Origin of the sequence: Microvirga ossetica (assembly GCF_002741015.1) — a bacterium.
Classification (GTDB): Bacteria; Pseudomonadota; Alphaproteobacteria; order Rhizobiales; family Beijerinckiaceae; genus Microvirga; species Microvirga ossetica.
Genome location: NZ_CP016616.1, coordinates 2,636,382 through 2,654,276, shown reverse-complemented (window position 1 = coordinate 2,654,276; position 17,895 = coordinate 2,636,382). Strand labels below are relative to the sequence as shown.

Sequence of the window (17,895 nt, the reverse complement as noted above, 5' to 3'; positions counted from 1 at the left end):
CGGAAGGCCGATCAAAAGATGGAAGACGGCGCCGCCGAGCCTATGTCAGTTCCACCCAGCGCCCCCTCTACGAGGATCTCTGGAGGGCGGCTGCCTCAGAACTCATTGGCAGCCACTCATACTAACGTCATTGCCGGCTCACTCCTTCCTTGGTGATACAAATAGTGATACACACTTTCGCTCCGACCGACGTGCGTTTAGTATCAACAACTTAGAGCGCCAGTTCGATGCCCAAGATACCGGCCAGGGGCACCACTTACCTTTAAGTGGCACGGCGAAAAGCCGAACAGATAGCAACAATCTCAGAGACTTATATCTAAAACGCTATCTCCTTTGCAGGGTCTCAGGCAAGCCTTGTTTGTATCTCATTTTGTACCTCTTCCCTTCAGGCGGTCCTCCGGCCTCACTTCCGTAAAGAACGGCACCTTCAAGTCATAGAAAGCTAGCGCGTCCGGTATCTCGACCAGCTGCGAGTTACTGTCTAACTGAGCGAAGCCGCCGAGATGCTTTTCAGTTGCAACGATCAGGAACCCGATCACGAAGTTATTGAACCATCCTGCAACCTTTGCGGTGTCATCCATTAACTTGGCGAACGCCTCATCGCGGTTTCCAGCATGGATTTCACTTACCATGGCATGGAGCAGAACAATCTCCGGCGCAAAGTACAATGTGTTAGCATGGTGGGGAGCTAGGATTATCTCCCAGTGATCGTTCTCGGGAGCTGTATCAAAATGCTTTTTCAGGCGACCAGTGTCATAATGGGACGCAAAGCCGTCACGTACCGTAGTGATGAGGTTGTCCCTGTCAGCAAAGTACGCCATCAGATTACTAACCGAGGCTGCGGCCTCCGGGCCTAAATCGTTATTGTAGATTTTATCAAGTCCAGCTTGAATGTAACCTTGGTGTATTAGAGTGGATGCGTTGGAAAGCTTTCCAGTTATAACCCGCCCGATCGTTAGCGCCTGCACCATATTTGCCCGAGCAATAAGCCCATCTTCCGGCCCCTGGGACGTGTATTGAAAAAGCTTTACAAGTACGTTGATCTCGTTAGCTGCGTGGAGAGCATGAAGTAAGAAGAAGCGTTCCTTTTCAGGAATCCCGGCAAAAAGCTTCTTCGGCATAGGCACAACATGCACTTCCACTGCAGGCTCCTAGATGTATGAGACTCAATAAAGCAGATTTTAGCAGGTAGTTACGCGCTTTCTATGACTGCTTTTTCATTATCTAAACAGCCACGTTAGAAAAGCCGCAGCGTGAACCTTCACTCCATCCAATCGCCTCAGCCGCTTTCTCAGCTTCAGCATCAGCAAGACTATCTACTCGCTCATTATGTTGATGGCCTGCGTGGCCCTTCACCCATTGCCATCTGATCCGGCGCTCAGCATTGAGGGCATCAAGCTGCAACTATAAGTCCTGGTTAGCGACTGGTTTCTTTGCAGCATTCTTCCAGCCTTTAGCATTCCAGCCGGATAGCCACTCGTTCATGCCTTTAACGAGGATTTCGCTATCGCTGTGAAGGATCGCAGAGGAGCCTACAGCGAGTGCTTCAAGAGCCTTGATTGCGGCGGTCATCTCCATCCGGTTGTTGGTTGTGGCTGTACTGCCTCCGGTGACGATCTGCTCCGCTCGGTCAATGAGGATCAAGGCGGCCCAACCTCCCGGCCCTGGATTACCCAGGCAAGCGCCATCCGTGTAGATCATATGTGTTTCATCGCTCATGAAATCCTCGCTTCAAAGAATTGTGTTTGTTGCGTTGGCGACGCTGTACCCTTTGTTAGACAAGGGTTTGACGCCGCCTATGTTGATAGGAGGTGTGCAAATTGAACAGCGATATGCTCAACCTGTTGTTCTACATAGTCTTTCTCAAAAGTCAGGTGCCGGAGGAAGCCTCCAATTCCCCGCCTGTTTCATATCTGCAAGCAACTGATCCATACGGCTGATAATCTCGCCTCTAACATCAGGATCAACAGTGCTTTGAAAGGCGTGTTGAGCTTGGTCTAGCCCTTGCATCGCCTTATCCTGAAGGGATGAAGTATGATGACTGCTCCGCAATCCGCCCTTGCCCTTGAAATCGTCATCTTTCCCGATCTTCGCTGCAATGTGTCGATAGTCTCTGAGCATCCATGTTCTAATGGTGCTATAAGGAATACTTGAGAACGGCGGTGCAAAATTTGACCACGGTAGCGGCGGGATAGACCCGCTGCGGGCGGCGTAAAAGTCGTCCACCTATTCCCTTTCTGCCGGTTGCAGGGAGGGCTGGGGGATTTTCACCGTGGAACTTTACCGGAAGGTTCGGCTGGCGTGCTCTGAAGGCATGAGCCAGCGCGAGGCGGCGAAGCATTTCAACATATCGCGCGACAGCGTTCGCAAGATGATGGCCTATGCGGAGCCGCCCGGCTATCGGCGTCATGCTCCTGTCCGGCGCCCGAAGCTGGAAACGTTCGTCCCGATCATCGATGCCTGGCTGGAGGGCGATCGGTCGGTTCACCGCAAGCAACGCCATACGGCGAAGCGGGTGTTTGACCGGCTCCGGGAGGAGCATGGGTTCACCGGCGGCTATACGACGATCAAAGACTACATCCGCGAGCGCGAGCGGCGATGCCAGGAGATGTTTGTGCCGCTGTCGCACCCACCCGGCCATGCGCAGGCCGACTTCGGGGAGGCGGTGGTCGTGATCGGCGGGGTGGAGCAGAAAGCGCATTTCTTCGTGCTTGATCTTCCGCACAGCGATGCGTGTTTCGTCCGGGCCTATCCCGCGGCTGTGTCTGAGGCCTGGGTGGACGGCCACATCCAGGCCTTTGCCTTCTTCGGTGCGGTGCCGCAGTCGGTGCTCTATGACAATGACCGCTGCCTGGTGGCAAAGATCCTGCCGGACGGGACGCGCAAGCGGGCGGCGTTGTTCAGTGGTTTCCTGTCGCACTACGTGATCCGGGATCGCTACGGTCGTCCGGGCAAGGGGAACGACAAAGGGAATGTGGAGGGCCTCGTCGGTTATTCCCGTCGCAACTTCATGGTGCCAATCCCGAACTTCCCGAGCTGGGAGACCTTCAACACCTGGCTGGAGGGGCAATGCCGCAAGCGGCAGGATGACAAGCTGCGGGGGCCGGCCGAGACGATCGGCCAGCGCCTGCAGCGGGATACCGCGGCCATGCGTCCCCTGCCGGCCTCGCCATTTGAGGCCTGCGATCAGGCCAGCGGGCGCGTCTCATCGCAGTCGCTCGTGCGCTACAAGACCAACGACTACTCGGTGCCCGTGGCCTGGGGCCATCAGGATGTCTGGATCCGGGGCTATGTCGACGAGGTGGTGATCGGCTGCCGCAGCGAGGTCATTGCGCGCCATCCCCGCAGCTACGAGCGGGAAGAGGTGATCTTTAATCCGCTACATTACCTCCCGTTGATCGAGAACAAGATCAACGCACTCGATCAGGCCGCTCCTTTGCAGGGATGGGACCTGCCCGAGGAGTTCGCGACCTTGCGCGGCTTGATGGAAGTCCGCATGAACAAGCAGGGCCGGCGCGAATATGTGCAGGTGCTGCGGCTGCTGGAACTCTTCAATCTCCCGGATCTCCATGCTGCGGTGAAGCAGGCCCTGCAGATGGGGGCGATCGGCTTCGATGCGGTCAAGCATCTGGTCCTGTGCCGGGTGGAGCGCAGACCGCCGCGGCTGGACCTCGATGTTTACCCCTATCTGCCGAAAGCCAGGGTCGAGAAGACATCGGCGGCGGCCTATATGTGCCTGATCTCGGAGGATGCCGCATGAGCGCTGAAGCTCCCGAGATTTTGCTCGCCCACCACCTCAAGGCGCTCAAACTGCCCACATTCCTGCGCGAGCACCAGAAGCTGGCCCGCCAATGCGCCACCGAGGGGCTTGACCATGTCCGCTTCTTGGCCCGGCTCGTGGAGATGGAGCTGATCGACCGCGAGCGGCGGATGGTCGAGCGGCGCATCAAGACCGCGAAGTTCCCGGCCGTCAAAAGCCTCGACAGCTTCGACTTCGCCGCCATCCCGAGACTGAACAAGATGCAGGTCCTAGAGCTGGCGCGTGGCGAGTGGATCGAGCGGCGCGAGAATGTCATTGCCCTCGGCCCCTCCGGCACCGGCAAGACCCATATCGCCCTGGGGCTCGGGCTGGCCGCCTGCCAAAGGGGACTGTCCGTCGGCTTCACCACAGCCTCTGCCCTGGTCAGCGAGATGATGGAGGCCCGTGACGAGCGCCGCCTGCTTCGTCTCCAGAGGCAGATGGCCGGATACAAGCTGCTGATCATCGACGAACTGGGCTTCGTGCCCCTCTCGAAGACCGGGGCGGAGCTGCTGTTCGAGCTGATCTCGCGACGCTACGAACGCGGCGCCACCCTCATAACCAGCAATCTGCCCTTTGACGAATGGACCGAGACCCTTGGCTCAGAACGCCTTACGGGCGCACTTCTCGACCGACTGACCCACCATGTCAGCATCCTCGAGATGAACGGCGAGAGCTACCGTCTTGCTCATAGCCGATCGCGCAAACGGCAAACATCGTCCTGAAATCAACCCGATGACAATTGGCCCAGGGGGCCAATGCGCCATGGCACGCGCCAGCTATGTGGTCAGCGCGCCCGCCACTGGCCCAGTTTTGCGCCGCCCCGTGGTCGACTTTTGAACCGCCGTTGACAGGAATACTCAGATCACTTTGCATCTCGCGGTATGATTTGAACCTGTTCTTGCTTTTCTTGTGCTGTCCTGCCTCGACATAAGCTCTAAAGACTTCGCGCAGTTCGCTCTTCTTGTATGAAACGCCGTGTTCCATATTTGCCTTTGCTGCCAGCCAATAGGCTTCCTTCTCAGTGGCTTCTAAGACAGTCGCCTCCACCTCGACCCTTCCTAACTGCCCCATCGCCTCAACCCTGTGCCAGCCATCAATCAGCACAGGAGCGCCATTCATGTAGACAATCTGGATAGGGGGCATGGCGTTGCCCGTTTTAAGAACATCAATGTATCGGTTGATTGCCGGTTGATGCAGCCTCCGTCTTACTTGGAACTTAGGATCACGGATCAGGTGAGAGAGGGTAATCGTCTTGGTTTCTTGTGATGCCCCTGTACTCATTGAGCATCTCCAAACTGTTCGTTTATGTAGTCGAGTGCTTGTTGAAGCTGTTCGTTGGTAAGACGCTTTATGATCGCCTCAAGCCTCGCGTGAAGATTGTCTGACGCATGCCGCGCTTCACTCACAAGGTCCGAGTGCTGATGTTCCTGAACAATTTCACCTGACTGTCCGTTACGTGACGGTCGATTCTTGTTCTTCTCACGGTGTGCGCTCTGTCTTGCAGCAGCGTCAGCCTTCATCTCTTCAGCAGTCTTGCGACCGTTAGCAATGGCCATCAACTCGTATGACCTGCTCTTACCGATGCTAACGTTCTGAGCAAGCCATGCAGGCCAGCTTAATCCCTTCGTGCGGGAGACCTTTTCAAGAGCTTCCTTGAGATAAAGGCCAGCAGAGAGGTAGTGCTGCTCTGCCTTGTCCATTGCCTGATCTCCTTTAATTATGTGCGCTCTGGCCTGAGCACCGATCTGCTCCAGCGGCATAGTGCCTTCACTCACTGGAGGTCTCCCAAGGCTTGGTTATGCTCTATCAACTCCATCTGCTTTCGCTCATGATCCCGCTTCTCAAGGTCAGCAATCGTGACCCCTGTTGGACCGAACGCCATAACCAGCTTGTGAGAAAGAGCGTCAACTGCCTTCGCGTTTAGCTCCCGATAAGCAATCTTGGTCTTACCTGAACTGCTGTCTCTCCAAGTCCCAGCATTTTGCTTCGTGAGTCCCCTGACACGCCGCACCATCTGAGTGCGGAACGCCCTGTCCGACTTGATCTTTCTCGGCTCGTGATCTTGCAAGAGATAGATAGCCAGCACGGTGTTGATGACTGCTTCTGCTTCAACCGTGTTTGACAGCTTCACGAGTTCAACAGCCACTGTCCTCTTCCATGAAGGCATAGGCGTACCTTTGCGTGACTGCTCCAGTGCCTCTTGCGCCTCTTGGACGATCACGCCCCATCGCGCCTTAAGCTGCTGCCAAATTGCTTTGTTCTTGTTCTTTCCAATCCGATCATGAACAAGCTGCTCATAAATCTTCAGGTCAGCCTTGCTGATGGCATCTTGGTTTGCTTCACCGTGTCGCCTTTGCCGTGACCGATGAGCATTGCAATAGACCCCGTATCGAGTTGCCGCCCTTTCGCAGCAGCCAGGAGCCTTACACATATAGTTGCTCAATGATTTCTCCTTATCGACGCCATACCCCCACAGGCAGGCAGGTCACAAGGATCAATAATCGACACGAATATTGCTAGACTTGATCTTAATTATTTTTCAGTTTAACTATAGTCTTACAATTCCTTACGCTACCGTAAGCATCGTTATTCTACAGTGGCTTATCAGGCTTCAATCATGCGCTTGATCGACATTGCAGCGTATGTCTGACCATTCGCACCAACGAATCCTTGTGCAGCCAGCTCAGTAGCGATTTCCCTCAAGGATCGCCTCTTACTGTTCACCGGATACCGATGAAGCTTCTTCGCAAGAGCAACCATGTCAGGGTTTAGCTCTGCATGGCTCTTTCTTCCTTCCACCTTCTCGCCAGTAGCTCTCTTGCGATCCCTTGCAGCCTTGAGCTTGTGAACCAGCCGAGCCTTCTCTAGCTGAGCAAAGACACCAGCCATCTGACGCATAGCCACCTTGTAGGGATCGTCAGTCTCAGTGAGGTTGTCGCCCGATGCGGTAAGGACCATTACGCCTCGGTCATTCAGTGCCAGGATACCCGCCTCTTGAACGCTGAGCTGCCGTGCAAAGCGTGAAGCGTCCTCTACCAGCACCACTCTCACGCCATTGCTCTCGATCCGATCAAGCAAGGCAGAGAAGCCAGGACGTGTCTCGATAGGGTCGGCACCACTCACGGCCTCGTCATAGTAGGTATCAACGACCCGATACCCTGCTGACCTAGCGTAAGCCTCGACAGCCTGACGCTGACGCTTCTCACTGTCCTTGTCTGCTCCGACATTAGCTGCTGAGGATGTTCTCAGGTAGGCCACAGCCTCTGTCTTGCCCTTGCTAGCCATGATGTTCAGCCCCATTCGTGTAACGATTTCCTGAGAATACGTTACAATTTACGTATCTCTCCCGCAAGCCTTTTCCTGAACGCTGCACACGTGTGACGAAAATCTCGCAACAGATTTGACAAGTTCCAGCGTAATATGAAAGTATTCATAAATTAAATAACGGGAGAGCAAGGTGAAAATTAAGCTAAACGGCCTTCGTAGGGATATGGGTTCTAAGGTAATAATCCCTGAACTGATGGGATGGAGCGCAGGAGCCGGTCACTTTACGGTTGGACCTAGAGTAACTAAAGATGGGAAGGGAGGAATTGTTCTTGAAATGCCTACAACAACGTTCTCGGCAAATGGAGATTACTGGATAACTATAGGTATTCCCCAGTATCTCCTTGAGGAAATGAACCGAGAGGCATCAAAGGACGAGTAGGCTAACCCTCCGCTATTCCACAATGTTCATGTGTGAACGGAGGGCAGGGTGAGGCGGTCGGGGCTGTCTTGGCAGTCCGGCTCTGATCGCCTCCCTAATTTCTACGGATACCTTGCTGCTCTTTGAGCCAAGGGCCAGCAGGTATTTCAAGAAGTCGGCCAGAGGTCGATATTATTGATAAGCTTGTACCGCCTCTCACAAGGGCAAGGTTCTTTGATAGCGAGCAGGATGGAGGAAAACCGATGGGATTTAGAGCCGGAGCTGCCGCCGCACTTCGTCAATCCGTATCTGCCGACGGCCTGGAACGAGCCATTCTCCTAGCGCGGCGGGATGCGGTAATTGAGTGTCAAACCGGATGCGATTGTCTCTAAAAGCCTTCTCCACCTTTGTATGGTATGCAATTACGTACTTCGGCTTCCACAACTCTATCTCTTCTTTGAGCCAGTTTACCCCAATTTGGATTGCCTCAGCCCCAGGTGGCCGATTTCCAGTCGTTGTGCAGCGGACGAGATTGGTGAACATGAATTGCTTAGCACAATCGTCCTCCGGCAAATCTAGCAGGAGGGAAGCGTCCCGCCGCAGAACGGAAAGCGTCTTAGAATAATACTGACCATCCCAAACAGTCCCGCTGTAATGCCACAATGCCTTGGCTAGCTCCTGGCCCTCTAGTTTGCCCTCAATACGCAACTCATCAGCATTAGGCTGTCCAGGATTGAGCAGAACAGCCATCACTCTCACTGCACCTGGCTTAGCGCGAGTGAAGGTTCCGCGTGGCCGATTGCCAGGCTGATTGTTAACGTTTGAACCGTGATATCCCTTAACGACCCGCGTGTAGAAATCCGGGAACAGCAACTCCTGACTGGCCATCGTTATCTTCCTTAGATGCGAACGCTGGCAATACTCAGGCTTGTTTTTGGGAAGAGCAATCTGCGCATTCGGGCCACTCCGGAGGGGGAAGCCACTTCAAACAGCATTAGCGAATAGGCTCAGACGGTTTTGCTGAATTTTTCCAAACAGCCCCACTTTGCGGGAACGCCCAACTGAAGGGACTCCTGCTGATCATGGTCGGGCTAGTATCAAATGATGCCCTCGCAACTATGTATGAGCTGCGGTAAGCGGCATCTGATTACAAAGGCGAGGCGATCTTAAATCGCCCTCTACCTACGCCGCGCCCGATGTTCTAACACGGCTTCCGTTCCCCAATCTGGAGTCGTATCTCTCTCCATCTGCGATAATACTCTCGATGCATACTGGGCAGGAGTTCTCGCCTCTACATACCTTCTGAAAGCAGGAGAGCATGAAGTGGCCACTACTCTGCCTACAGCGTCCGCTGGACTAATCCCATCATCAAGCGCAGCCGCCTTCGAGGCCATGCAGAGCTTATAGGCACTCATTAGAGGAGCGGCCTCCTCTTTACTCATGGATGCTGCGTTGAACTCAGGTGACGGATTCGCGGTGGTATTACAGGCTCCAAGCAACAAGGGGAGAGGAGCAGCAGCAAGAATAAGCTGACGCAAGCTACGGCTCATTGCGGAACTTCCCTTGTTTGATTTGCCCCTGTCGCAGCCCACCGTGGCGTGTGTAACTGCGAAGCATTTCGTATTTATCTTGGGGAGCAAGGTATCCAAGCAGCGGCGCGTTTGCCATCCGGTGTGCCACACGTTCCTCATCGATCCACAGGAGTTACTTATTCGTTAGAGCCAATCGGGATTGCCCTACGACCTAGACAAATCTCGGTGAGGTTTCGCCGTTATATGTCTCCACATTGGCACAAAGCTCTGGTACAAACAGGGTGAAGAACGTTTGGCCTAAGTAGTTGATAACAAAGTCTTTAGCGCAAAGAAGGGGCTAGTCCTCTCCTGGGCACCAACAACACCCTAAGGTGTTGATCCGCTTAGAAATCCAGCAAAATCAGTGGCTTCAGACTGCCCGAGTGGTACACACGGGCGGTACACATGGCCCTTTCAACGCCGTGTCCCTGGAAGCATCCCAAGACCGGCGTCTACTGGCTCCGCAAACGAGGACCTGCATTTTGGCGTGAACTCCGTCCTTGCCGCTGATCCCGCCGGCCTTGCGGGAGCAAAGTGACCATGCAGTCAGCCTAGGAAACGCACTGGGGCTCTTCCTGACTTGTAGGATTTGTGGCTCTGGAATGCCCTTAGTCCGGGTGCTTGTGGATCGGGTCGACCCAGTAGACCTCCTCCGGCCGCTCGACCGGGTCCACGTCGGTAATGTTCACCACTACAGCTTCGTTATCGCTGCGCACGAGAACGCATTCGAGGGGCTCATCCGGATTGGCGTTGATCTCCTGATGGGGCACGAAGGGCGGCACATAGATGAAGTCCCCGGGTCCAGCCTCCGCAACGAACTCCAACCGCTCACCCCAACGCATGCGAGCTTTGCCTCTTACGACATAGATGACGCTCTCCAACTCACCGTGGTGGTGCACTCCAGTCTTGGCGTTTGGCTGTATCGACACCGTGCCTGCCCAGATCTTTTGTGCCCCTACCCGCGCATGATTTATTGCAGCCTGCCGAAACATGCCCGGGGTCTGAGCGGTATTCGAGTCCAGGCGGTCACCCTTGATCACTTGAACGCCATGGTGCTTCCAATGCTCGTGCTGATCATGAGAGTTGTCTTGGTCGTCTGTCATGGCGCTCTCCGAAACGGCTGCCGTCTATCCTAGTGCTGGATCGCAAACGAGGCAGGGGGTTTCATAAGATCGGCTCAAGCCCCGGCTTGACGTCGTACTGCTCCTCCGTCACGTGCTCCATCCGAGTGCAGTAGCGGCACGTCTGGTTATTGGACGCAGCACTAACACCGAAACTCCTGCTCTGGATGTTTGACAGCTAGCCGGCAACAAGGTGGCGTTTGGTGTAGTCAGTCCAAGGATGCTTTGATCTGTGCCAGTCCCTCCTTTGTCAGCGGGTCAACCCTGAGAAGATTGTACCCTCCGGACGAAACTCGTTTCGAGAAGACGAGGCGAACATAGTCAGCGCCCTGGAGCGGGAGGAAGTAGAGCCCATCGCACTCTCCTGCCAGGAAGCAGCGCAGCCCAACGTAGAAGCTTTCCTCGTACCCTTTGATGGCCCGGCAAATGGTCGGGTGGATCACAAGGGTCGTCTGCCTGCTCTCACAGACTTCTTCAACGGCATCGAAACTCAACACTGCTGAACCCCATCTCTGAACGGCCAAGCGGCCTATGACAGCTCAACGCCGCGCACAAGAATACGGTTCAGCTTCTCTTGAAGGATGTGCTTGCCTGAACCGGGGCATCAGGCTATCAACTCGCGTTAGCACTCCCATGCGTCGAGTGCTAAACGTGCTGCTCGGCGCAGACGAGTGCCCCCAATTCTAGAACGAGGAGGCTTGCCCATGAAGTTCCGTCCGCTGCACGACCGCGTCGTCGTCCGCCGCATCGAAGCCGAAGAGAAGACGGCCGGCGGCATCATCATCCCGGACACCGCCAAGGAGAAGCCGCAAGAGGGCGAGATCGTCGCCGTCGGCCCCGGCGCCCGTGACGAGAGCGGCAAGGTCGTCGCCCTCGACGTGAAGGCCGGCGACCGCGTGCTCTTCGGCAAGTGGTCCGGCACCGAGGTGCGTATCGATGGCCAGGATCTCCTGATCATGAAGGAATCCGACATCATGGGCGTGATCGAACAGTCCGCCGCGGCTCAGAAGGCAGCTTAAACAGCCCAGCCCGAACAGATAACAAATAACAGGAGTTCAGCTCATGGCTGCCAAAGACGTAAAATTCTCCACTGATGCACGCGATCGGATGCTGCGCGGTGTCGATATTCTGGCCAACGCCGTAAAGGTCACGCTGGGCCCCAAGGGCCGCAACGTGGTGCTGGAAAAGAGCTACGGCGCTCCGCGCATCACCAAGGACGGCGTCACCGTGGCCAAGGAGATCGAGCTCGCCGACAAGTTCGAGAACATGGGCGCCCAGATGGTGCGCGAAGTGGCCTCGAAGGCGAGCGATGTGGCTGGTGACGGCACCACCACCGCGACCGTTCTGGCCCAGGCCATCGTCCGCGAGGGCGCCAAGGCGGTTGCCGCCGGCATGAACCCGATGGACCTCAAGCGCGGCATCGATCTTGCCACCGCCGAGGCGGTGAAGGACATCCAGTCCCGCGCCAAGAAGGTGGCTTCATCTGAGGAGATCGCTCAGGTCGGCACCATCTCGGCCAATGGTGATGCCTCCATCGGCGAGATGATCGCCCAGGCGATGCAGAAGGTCGGCAACGAGGGTGTCATCACCGTCGAGGAGGCCAAGACCGCCGAGACCGAGCTCGACGTGGTCGAGGGCATGCAGTTCGACCGCGGCTACCTCTCGCCGTACTTCATCACCAACGCCGAGAAGATGATTGCGGAGCTCGAGGATCCCTACATCCTCATCCACGAGAAGAAGCTCTCTTCCTTGCAGTCGCTACTGCCGATCCTCGAAGCCGTGGTGCAGACCAGCAAGCCGCTGCTGATCGTGGCGGAGGATATCGAGGGCGAGGCTCTCGCCACCCTCGTGGTCAACAAGCTGCGTGGCGGCTTGAAGATCGCTGCCGTGAAGGCTCCCGGCTTCGGCGACCGCCGCAAGGCCATGCTCGAGGACATCGCGATTCTCACCGCCGGCCAGACGATTTCTGAGGACCTCGGCATCAAGCTCGAGAATGTCACCCTCGACATGCTCGGCCGTGCCAAACGTATTCGCATCGACAAGGAGAGCACCACGATCATTGATGGCGCCGGTGCAAAGGACGCGATTGAAGCTCGTGTTCAGCAGATCAAGGCGCAGATCGAGGAGACCACCTCGGACTACGACCGTGAGAAGCTTCAGGAGCGCCTGGCCAAGCTCGCAGGCGGCGTCGCGGTGATCCGCGTCGGCGGCTCGACCGAGATCGAGGTGAAGGAGAAGAAGGACCGCGTGGACGACGCGATGCATGCCACCCGCGCTGCGGTGGAAGAGGGCATCGTTCCCGGCGGCGGCACGGCTCTGCTGCGCGCCAAGGCTGCGGTTGCGAAGCTCACGACCGACAACCCGGACGTCCAGGCCGGCATCAAGATCGTCCTGCGCGCGCTCGAGGCTCCGCTCCGTCAGATCGCCGAGAACGCCGGTGTTGAGGGATCCACAGTGGTCGGCAAGATCAACGACAACACGAAGTCCGACACCTACGGCTTCAACGCTCAGACGGAAGAGTTCGTGGACATGCTCCAGGCCGGCATCGTCGATCCGGCCAAGGTCGTCCGCACGGCTCTGCAGAACGCAGCGTCTGTGGCTGGCCTGCTGGTCACCACCGAGGCCATGGTTGCAGAGACGCCAAAGAACGATGCTGCTCCGGCGATGCCTGGCGGCGGCATGGGTGGCATGGGCGGCTTCTAAGTCCCGTTCTCTTTTAAGAATGGAAAGGCCTCGGGGAAATCCGGGGCCTTTTTCATTGGTGCGGAAGCGAACCCACGAGCACCGAGAGATCTTGAACAGCGAGTTCCCGCGCGACCGCAAGTCCAACGACGCCCGTGCCGATGACGATCGCAACGAAATGGTCCATAGGACCCGATCCGTCGTGTTGATCGATCTATGAGGCGGGCAAGTCACAAAGGAATTGGCCGCTCACTACATCAAATCCAGTAACCGGCGGCGTGTTGATGGCGCAGGCCTCGAACCGGGCTCGCGCGAGGAGGCGGCCGTGCCCACCTGCAGCGAGGCGCTCACCCTCGCGACAAACAGCCGTGCCGCGCGCCATTGGCCAGCCTGTCTTTACGGAGCTTCGACCTGCCGAATTGCGTTCGCTTAGGTGGCATTAATCGAGAGTGGCCAAGGAGTTCGGATCAGGCTTGGGGTTCGTTCCTCTGGGTTTGCTTTAAGAGCCTCAGATAGTGGGTTGTGCGGGAGTTCGATCGCACCGACTGTATCCACCCAATCAAAACGCGGGCGTAGCGAAAGATAGGACGGAAGGTCTGGAAATGGGATTGGGATCGGGGTTTCAGAGGCGATCTGCTCTTGTGAACTCTGAGGCAGAGTCGGTTCAGCCGGTTCCGGAGGTGGGGACATCAACGTGGCCACTGGGAAACTCGGCTCGGCGGGATCGGGAGGCGGTGGGATTCCGGCCTCCGGGGGCGCCTCCGGCAGGGTCGGTGTGGCTGGCTCCCGCGCCGATGATAACTCGATGGCTGGCGACGTTGAGGGGAAGGTCGGCTCGGCGGGTTCCGGAGGTGGGGGCATCAGCACTGCGACCGGAAAGTTGGGTTCGGCAGGTTCCGGGGGTGGAGGAAGCGCCACAACCGCAGGCGGTTCGCGCGAAATTGGGGTCTGCTCTGGCTGTTGGGATACTTGCGGGAGTGGAGCCTGAGGTTCGGGTGACGGCTCTGGCCTCACGCTGGTGCGTGGATCAACCTGACGAGAGTGGATGGCCGAACGCTTTCCGGTCTTCTCTGCAATCGTCTCAGCCCGATGCCTCGCCTCCACATTGTTAGGCCATGGCTTGGGTGCGGCTTTCGGTGGGGTTGGCTGGGGCATAACAGCCGGATGCACTATTCTTTCAGCGCAGGATGCGGTGATCCAACTCAACGTAAGGGCGGCAAGCACCCCAAACTTATGCATGCCCTCGCAATCTCCCCTTGATCTGCTCATCAGGTTAGCGAAGAAAAACGATACGGAGGAGGTCCCGCGTCAATTTGCGCTCCGAATGAACAGGATTATCTGAAAGTAGTTGCGGGATGCCGGTCTGATGAAACGGCATTTCATCTTCGTCCCGGAGCCGTCTGGAATATGCGGTGACCTAAGAATTCAGTCATCTGGCTTGCCGCTACCCCGTCTGTGATAGACTGGATCGCGTCGGCTCCTAACTGACATTCAATCGGCAGGATCAAGCCGCCGCAGCCGCCGCAGCCGCCGCAGCCATCGCACGGCGCATGACCAACGTGGTGTGGATCTCCCGGATGACCTCAAAGCCATGTCACACATAGAACCGAAAAGCAGGATTATTCTCTTTGCCGTCTGACCTGTTGGTTCAGCAATCGCATGATCTGCGAGCCAATGCTCTGTCGCTGATACTTCGGCGTGATATAGAGTTTCTTCTGAAAGAGTTCGTCACCTATGCGTCGAAACTCAACCCAGACGATTTCCTGACCATCAAGGACAATGATCTAGTGGATCACGTCTGACGCCTGATACCCTCTAGGTCGGCCGCCGGAGGGGCCGCAACCGACCCTTTTGCGATCAGCCGCGCGGATCGCGAACATCCCTTCCGCCGAATTGCGTTGTTAAGATTTGCTTCGCTGCGTAGCGTAATGCTTGGCTCCAATTTAGGGGCCAGACGAGGGAGGACTTCATGCCGACCGTAATAGCCCATCACGATGTCAAAGACACGAAGCACTGGCTCGCCTCACCGAAGCGGAAAGAGATTTTCGAACCGATCGGCGTAACGAACATTCGCACATTTGTTGATCCCCAAAAGCCGAACCGCGTGGGCTTAGTTATGGAGGTCGCTGACATGGATCGGTTGGTGGCCTTTATGAAGACGAAGCCTGCGGCCGATGCGATGGAGCATGACGGCGTGTTGCCAGAGACCTTGGTCATCCTCGTTCAATCATAGCGAGCCCGACGGTCCGAGACTCACGCGCGACGCATTCGGTCGCGCGTGACACCCTGGCTTATTACGACAACAGATTAGATAGAGGGTCGTATCATCGCGAACGTGAGCCCTTTCGAGCATCGGTCCGTCCTACGCTTCCCGTCTCGTCAACGTCTTTGGTGTTAGCCGCAAGCTTGCCGCCAGACCTGATTGCGTCCGTGTTCCACGCAACGTTTTCTCCTGGAAGGAGATGGGCGACAAGCTTGCGGGTTGCACGGGAAAGGTGCTTGCCTGCCTGGGCCAAGGGTTTGAAGTCCGCGAGCTTGTGTGAGCCTCCAGGGCGGCCTGTGAACACCCGCAACCCATCCGGGAACATCACCATGTCTCCTGGGCACAAGGTGCTGTCGGCGAGAAGCGCCGGAACAGGATTGGCAATTTCTCCAACCGGCTTCGGTTCTACCGGCTTCTTGATCTCAGGCTGCTCCACAGCCACAGGCGTCGGGCGTGGCCGAGCTTTGCGCCGGGGCGGCTCAACCCCCGGATCAGGCTGATACCCGAAGGGCTGGGGTGGTGGGGTCGGTGCAGCAGGTTGGGAGAAGGCCCTGAAGAGCCCAAAGATGCCTTGCGCCTGGGCAGGAACAGCAGTGATCGTAAACGGAAGGATCAGAGCTATGGTCAGGACACTGCAAGGTTTTGCCAGTAATGTGAGCGCTGTTCCAACCTGTGCCAATCCCGCCTCCCTTGATGAGGGAAGCAACGTGGCCAAGCTTCTCCAGTTCCTTCTTCTTCGTTGCACTTAAGAAATAAAGATATGTTAGCAAAACGTGACCGTTTGGCCGGAACGTAAGACGACCTTCCTCGTTGATATCCACCTCCAGCAAGAGCAGACGGGAATGCCTGATGGGCTGTGCAGCATCCGACGATTGGCTGGAAGACTACATCGTCGTTGTTCCCCATGCCTGGAGAGACGATGATCTCTGGAGAGATATCCAGTCTGAGACACAAGTGCGGATCGGCACGACCTTGCGCGAGATGTATGCCGAACTGGATGGGCTTCCTCTCTCACCACGTTTGATGCTCCTCGCCCGTCAGATAGAAGCACACCGAGGGGCTCCCACCGCAACCGGTTGAAGATTGCCTGCGAGAGCAGATACCGGCAGCTGTCCCAAGTCTGCGCGCGTTTGCTACCTCGCTCACCGGCAGCCGCGACCGTGCCGACGATCTGGTGCGGGACACCATTAACATCAACCGGTTTGAGCGAGGCGCTAACCTCAGTGCATGGCTCGTCACGAACTGACCACGAATGCCATCCAGTACGGGGCTTTGTCGGTCCCGGTCGGGAGCGTTCAGATCAGGTGGGACGTGGTTGAGAGTAATGCAGGTAGAAGGCTTCATCTGGAATGTAGAGAGTTCGGTGGTCCACCCGTGAATGAACCGCAGCACCAAGGCCTCGGCTCCACGCTGCTCGAGCGGGTCCTGCCCATGCAACGCAATGCCCAAGTGGAGGTCCACTACGACACGAAAGGGTTGCGGTTCCAACTGAACGCGCCGCTGGCCGAGCGGCGGCTTTTGCCCGATTATTGAGGGCTTGTCGGATAAGAGGTATGGCTATGATCAGCCTTTGGCTCTCCTTCGCACCCCTGATGCCGCTTTCTTGGATGAGCGTGTCTTGGGCGAGGACCGAGGCTTCGGTCGGGTCATCTCGTTCAACATAGCCGTCTGCTGACGGTGCATCTCTGCTGTCCAGAATCCACGAGCAGCACCAGCCCAGGTATTTGCTGCACTCAGCCAGAGGCTGAGCCACGGGTTTTTTGCCATGCTGAATTCGGCCTCCAACAGCTTTGTGGATGTCATCTCTGGGAATTGCCGAACTTGGGTTAGGCTTCGAACAGATCCGGCACTCTTCACTTCCCTCATTCACAGATGCCAGAGGAGCGTTTAGGCTCCGCTGGCTTTCTGCTCCACCACGAGATTGCCCTGACCTGAAGCTTAGATGCCCCAATAGTAGGGAGTTCTCCAGTAGTCGTGCAGTTCGCGCTCGCGCTCCCGGTCGGACCAGTCATAGTCATCGCGATCCCGGTAAAAGGACGGTGCCCCGCGTAACTGCTCTTCGGTGATGTCCGTGCGGTAGCCGCCCAGGCTGGTGTCGTAGGTCAGCTTGCTCCACGGGATGGTGTGCTCGTCCTCTCCCATGCCAAGGAAGCCGCCAAACGCCATCGCGGCATAGGCGACCTTGCCGCTGATCTTCTCGATCATCAGACGCTTGATCGAGCCGAGGTGGTTGCCTTGCGGATCATACACTGCCGTTCCCTCGACCCGATCACTCTCGATCAAGGGCTTACCCGTCATCGCGCCAGTGGCATCGCTGGTAGTGGTATCTGTCTGGGCCATACCGCGTCTCCTCTCCAAATTATGGAAGACCTCTGTGCTCCTGTTGACCTCCCATTCCGCTCTGCGGCGATGCGAGGTGTTCGTCTGGCCCACGGTTGATCAGAGCCCTCGTGTGATCAGCGTGTGGGCTTCTCTCAAAAGTTTGCAAGCAAGCTTATAGGTGCGGCTCGCCACGGTGCGGGGCATACCCACGGTTCGTTCGGCCATAATCTGGCACATCCTGCTGCCGATCTCGCCTCTTAGCGTGGATCATCCAAGCCAGGGCGTAGCCGACCGCTCCTGCCATCAAGAGCGCGATAAGCGGATTCTCAGTGGTGTACTGGTTCACAAGGCTTCCTCCCTCGCGAACATATCGCTCAGCTTGAGGGTAGTGTTCTCCTGCTTGCCGCACGTAGCGCTTGCCTCGGCTGTACACATTTCCTGCTGCCTCA

Annotated in this window: 18 protein-coding genes and 2 pseudogenes; 8 read left to right on the top strand and 12 right to left on the bottom strand. The window is 56.8% G+C overall.

Features of this window, described 5'->3' with window-relative positions; genetic code table 11:
- Nucleotides 1-365: 365 nt before the first annotated feature.
- The 3 genes and pseudogenes from BB934_RS12500 to BB934_RS47055 all read right to left on the bottom strand — a co-directional run bounded on the left by BB934_RS12500 (nt 366) and on the right by BB934_RS47055 (nt 2,226).
- A complete protein-coding gene (locus BB934_RS12500) occupies nt 366-1,142 on the bottom strand; it encodes a hypothetical protein (RefSeq protein ID WP_157934153.1) in 777 nt (258 codons plus the stop codon).
- Nucleotides 1,143-1,224: 82 nt separating this feature from the next.
- Nucleotides 1,225-1,701, bottom strand: a pseudogene (gene rnhA / locus BB934_RS12495) (ribonuclease HI).
- A 162-nt stretch (nt 1,702-1,863) separates the two neighbouring features.
- Nucleotides 1,864-2,226 (bottom strand): hypothetical protein, encoded by a 363-nt coding sequence (locus BB934_RS47055; protein WP_157934152.1) that lies wholly within the window; start codon nt 2,224-2,226, stop codon nt 1,864-1,866.
- A 46-nt stretch (nt 2,227-2,272) separates the two neighbouring features.
- On the opposite strand from BB934_RS47055, the gene istA reads away from it, so the two are divergent.
- On the top strand, nt 2,273-3,760 hold the full coding sequence (istA, locus tag BB934_RS12490) for an IS21 family transposase (RefSeq protein WP_157933989.1): 1,488 nt from the start codon (nt 2,273-2,275) through the stop codon (nt 3,758-3,760).
- Nucleotides 3,757-4,524, top strand: a complete 768-nt coding sequence (gene istB, locus BB934_RS12485) for an IS21-like element helper ATPase IstB (RefSeq protein WP_099508287.1) — start codon at nt 3,757-3,759, stop codon at nt 4,522-4,524. The genes istA and istB overlap by 4 nt, the downstream gene beginning before the upstream one ends.
- On the opposite strand, the gene BB934_RS47050 is transcribed toward istB, so the two are convergent.
- The 4 genes from BB934_RS47050 to BB934_RS12470 form a co-directional block, all read right to left on the bottom strand.
- Entirely contained in the window at nt 4,448-5,083 is a 636-nt protein-coding gene (locus BB934_RS47050; RefSeq protein WP_157934151.1) for a ParB N-terminal domain-containing protein, read from the bottom strand. The genes istB and BB934_RS47050 overlap by 77 nt on opposite strands.
- A complete protein-coding gene (locus BB934_RS12480) occupies nt 5,080-5,577 on the bottom strand; it encodes a hypothetical protein (RefSeq protein ID WP_099509921.1) in 498 nt (165 codons plus the stop codon). The genes BB934_RS47050 and BB934_RS12480 overlap by 4 nt, the downstream gene beginning before the upstream one ends.
- Entirely contained in the window at nt 5,574-6,245 is a 672-nt protein-coding gene (locus tag BB934_RS12475; protein ID WP_157934150.1) for a hypothetical protein, read from the bottom strand. Before BB934_RS12475 ends, BB934_RS12480 begins: the two co-directional genes overlap by 4 nt.
- 161 nt (nt 6,246-6,406) lie before the next feature.
- Nucleotides 6,407-7,102, bottom strand: a complete 696-nt coding sequence (locus BB934_RS12470) for a recombinase family protein (RefSeq protein ID WP_099509919.1) — start codon at nt 7,100-7,102, stop codon at nt 6,407-6,409.
- A gap of 157 nt (nt 7,103-7,259) precedes the next feature.
- Between BB934_RS12470 and BB934_RS47045 the strand changes: the two genes are divergently transcribed.
- On the top strand, nt 7,260-7,508 hold the full coding sequence (locus BB934_RS47045; RefSeq protein ID WP_157934149.1) for a hypothetical protein: 249 nt from the start codon (nt 7,260-7,262) through the stop codon (nt 7,506-7,508).
- A gap of 249 nt (nt 7,509-7,757) precedes the next feature.
- Here BB934_RS47045 and BB934_RS12465 read toward each other — a convergent pair whose 3' ends face one another.
- Together BB934_RS12465 and BB934_RS12460 are read right to left on the bottom strand one after the other, a co-directional pair.
- A complete protein-coding gene (locus BB934_RS12465; protein WP_099509918.1) occupies nt 7,758-8,375 on the bottom strand; it encodes a uracil-DNA glycosylase family protein in 618 nt (205 codons plus the stop codon).
- 1,291 nt (nt 8,376-9,666) lie between these two features.
- Entirely contained in the window at nt 9,667-10,161 is a 495-nt protein-coding gene (locus BB934_RS12460; RefSeq protein WP_099509917.1) for a cupin domain-containing protein, read from the bottom strand.
- 722 nt (nt 10,162-10,883) lie between these two features.
- On the opposite strand from BB934_RS12460, the gene groES reads away from it, so the two are divergent.
- Together groES and groL are read left to right on the top strand one after the other, a co-directional pair.
- The gene (gene groES, locus BB934_RS12450; protein WP_099509915.1) at nt 10,884-11,198 is read left to right on the top strand and encodes a co-chaperone GroES; all 315 of its coding nucleotides are present in this window, start codon (nt 10,884-10,886) and stop codon (nt 11,196-11,198) included.
- A gap of 43 nt (nt 11,199-11,241) precedes the next feature.
- Complete coding sequence (groL, locus tag BB934_RS12445; RefSeq protein ID WP_099509914.1) at nt 11,242-12,882, top strand: chaperonin GroEL; 1,641 nt, start codon at nt 11,242-11,244, stop codon at nt 12,880-12,882.
- A 52-nt stretch (nt 12,883-12,934) separates the two neighbouring features.
- On the opposite strand, the gene BB934_RS49075 is transcribed toward groL, so the two are convergent.
- Nucleotides 12,935-13,048, bottom strand: coding sequence for an FAD-dependent oxidoreductase (locus tag BB934_RS49075; protein WP_237050264.1), 114 nt, complete (start codon nt 13,046-13,048; stop codon nt 12,935-12,937).
- 1,432 nt (nt 13,049-14,480) lie between these two features.
- Nucleotides 14,481-14,597, bottom strand: coding sequence for a hypothetical protein (locus BB934_RS50895; RefSeq protein ID WP_418294751.1), 117 nt, complete (start codon nt 14,595-14,597; stop codon nt 14,481-14,483).
- 233 nt (nt 14,598-14,830) lie between these two features.
- Here BB934_RS50895 and BB934_RS12435 point away from each other — a divergent pair, with 233 nt between their 5' ends.
- From BB934_RS12435 to BB934_RS47040, 3 genes and pseudogenes are all read left to right on the top strand, one after another.
- On the top strand, nt 14,831-15,094 hold the full coding sequence (locus tag BB934_RS12435) for a hypothetical protein (protein ID WP_099509912.1): 264 nt from the start codon (nt 14,831-14,833) through the stop codon (nt 15,092-15,094).
- Between the two features lie 1,117 nt (nt 15,095-16,211).
- Nucleotides 16,212-16,364 (top strand): annotated as a pseudogene (locus BB934_RS49070) (RNA polymerase subunit sigma); the annotation flags it as partial.
- Between the two features lie 134 nt (nt 16,365-16,498).
- Complete coding sequence (locus tag BB934_RS47040) at nt 16,499-16,657, top strand: hypothetical protein (protein ID WP_157934148.1); 159 nt, start codon at nt 16,499-16,501, stop codon at nt 16,655-16,657.
- A gap of 405 nt (nt 16,658-17,062) precedes the next feature.
- Here BB934_RS47040 and BB934_RS12420 read toward each other — a convergent pair whose 3' ends face one another.
- Complete coding sequence (locus BB934_RS12420; RefSeq protein WP_099509909.1) at nt 17,063-17,464, bottom strand: PRC-barrel domain-containing protein; 402 nt, start codon at nt 17,462-17,464, stop codon at nt 17,063-17,065.
- Nucleotides 17,465-17,895 lie beyond the last annotated feature (431 nt).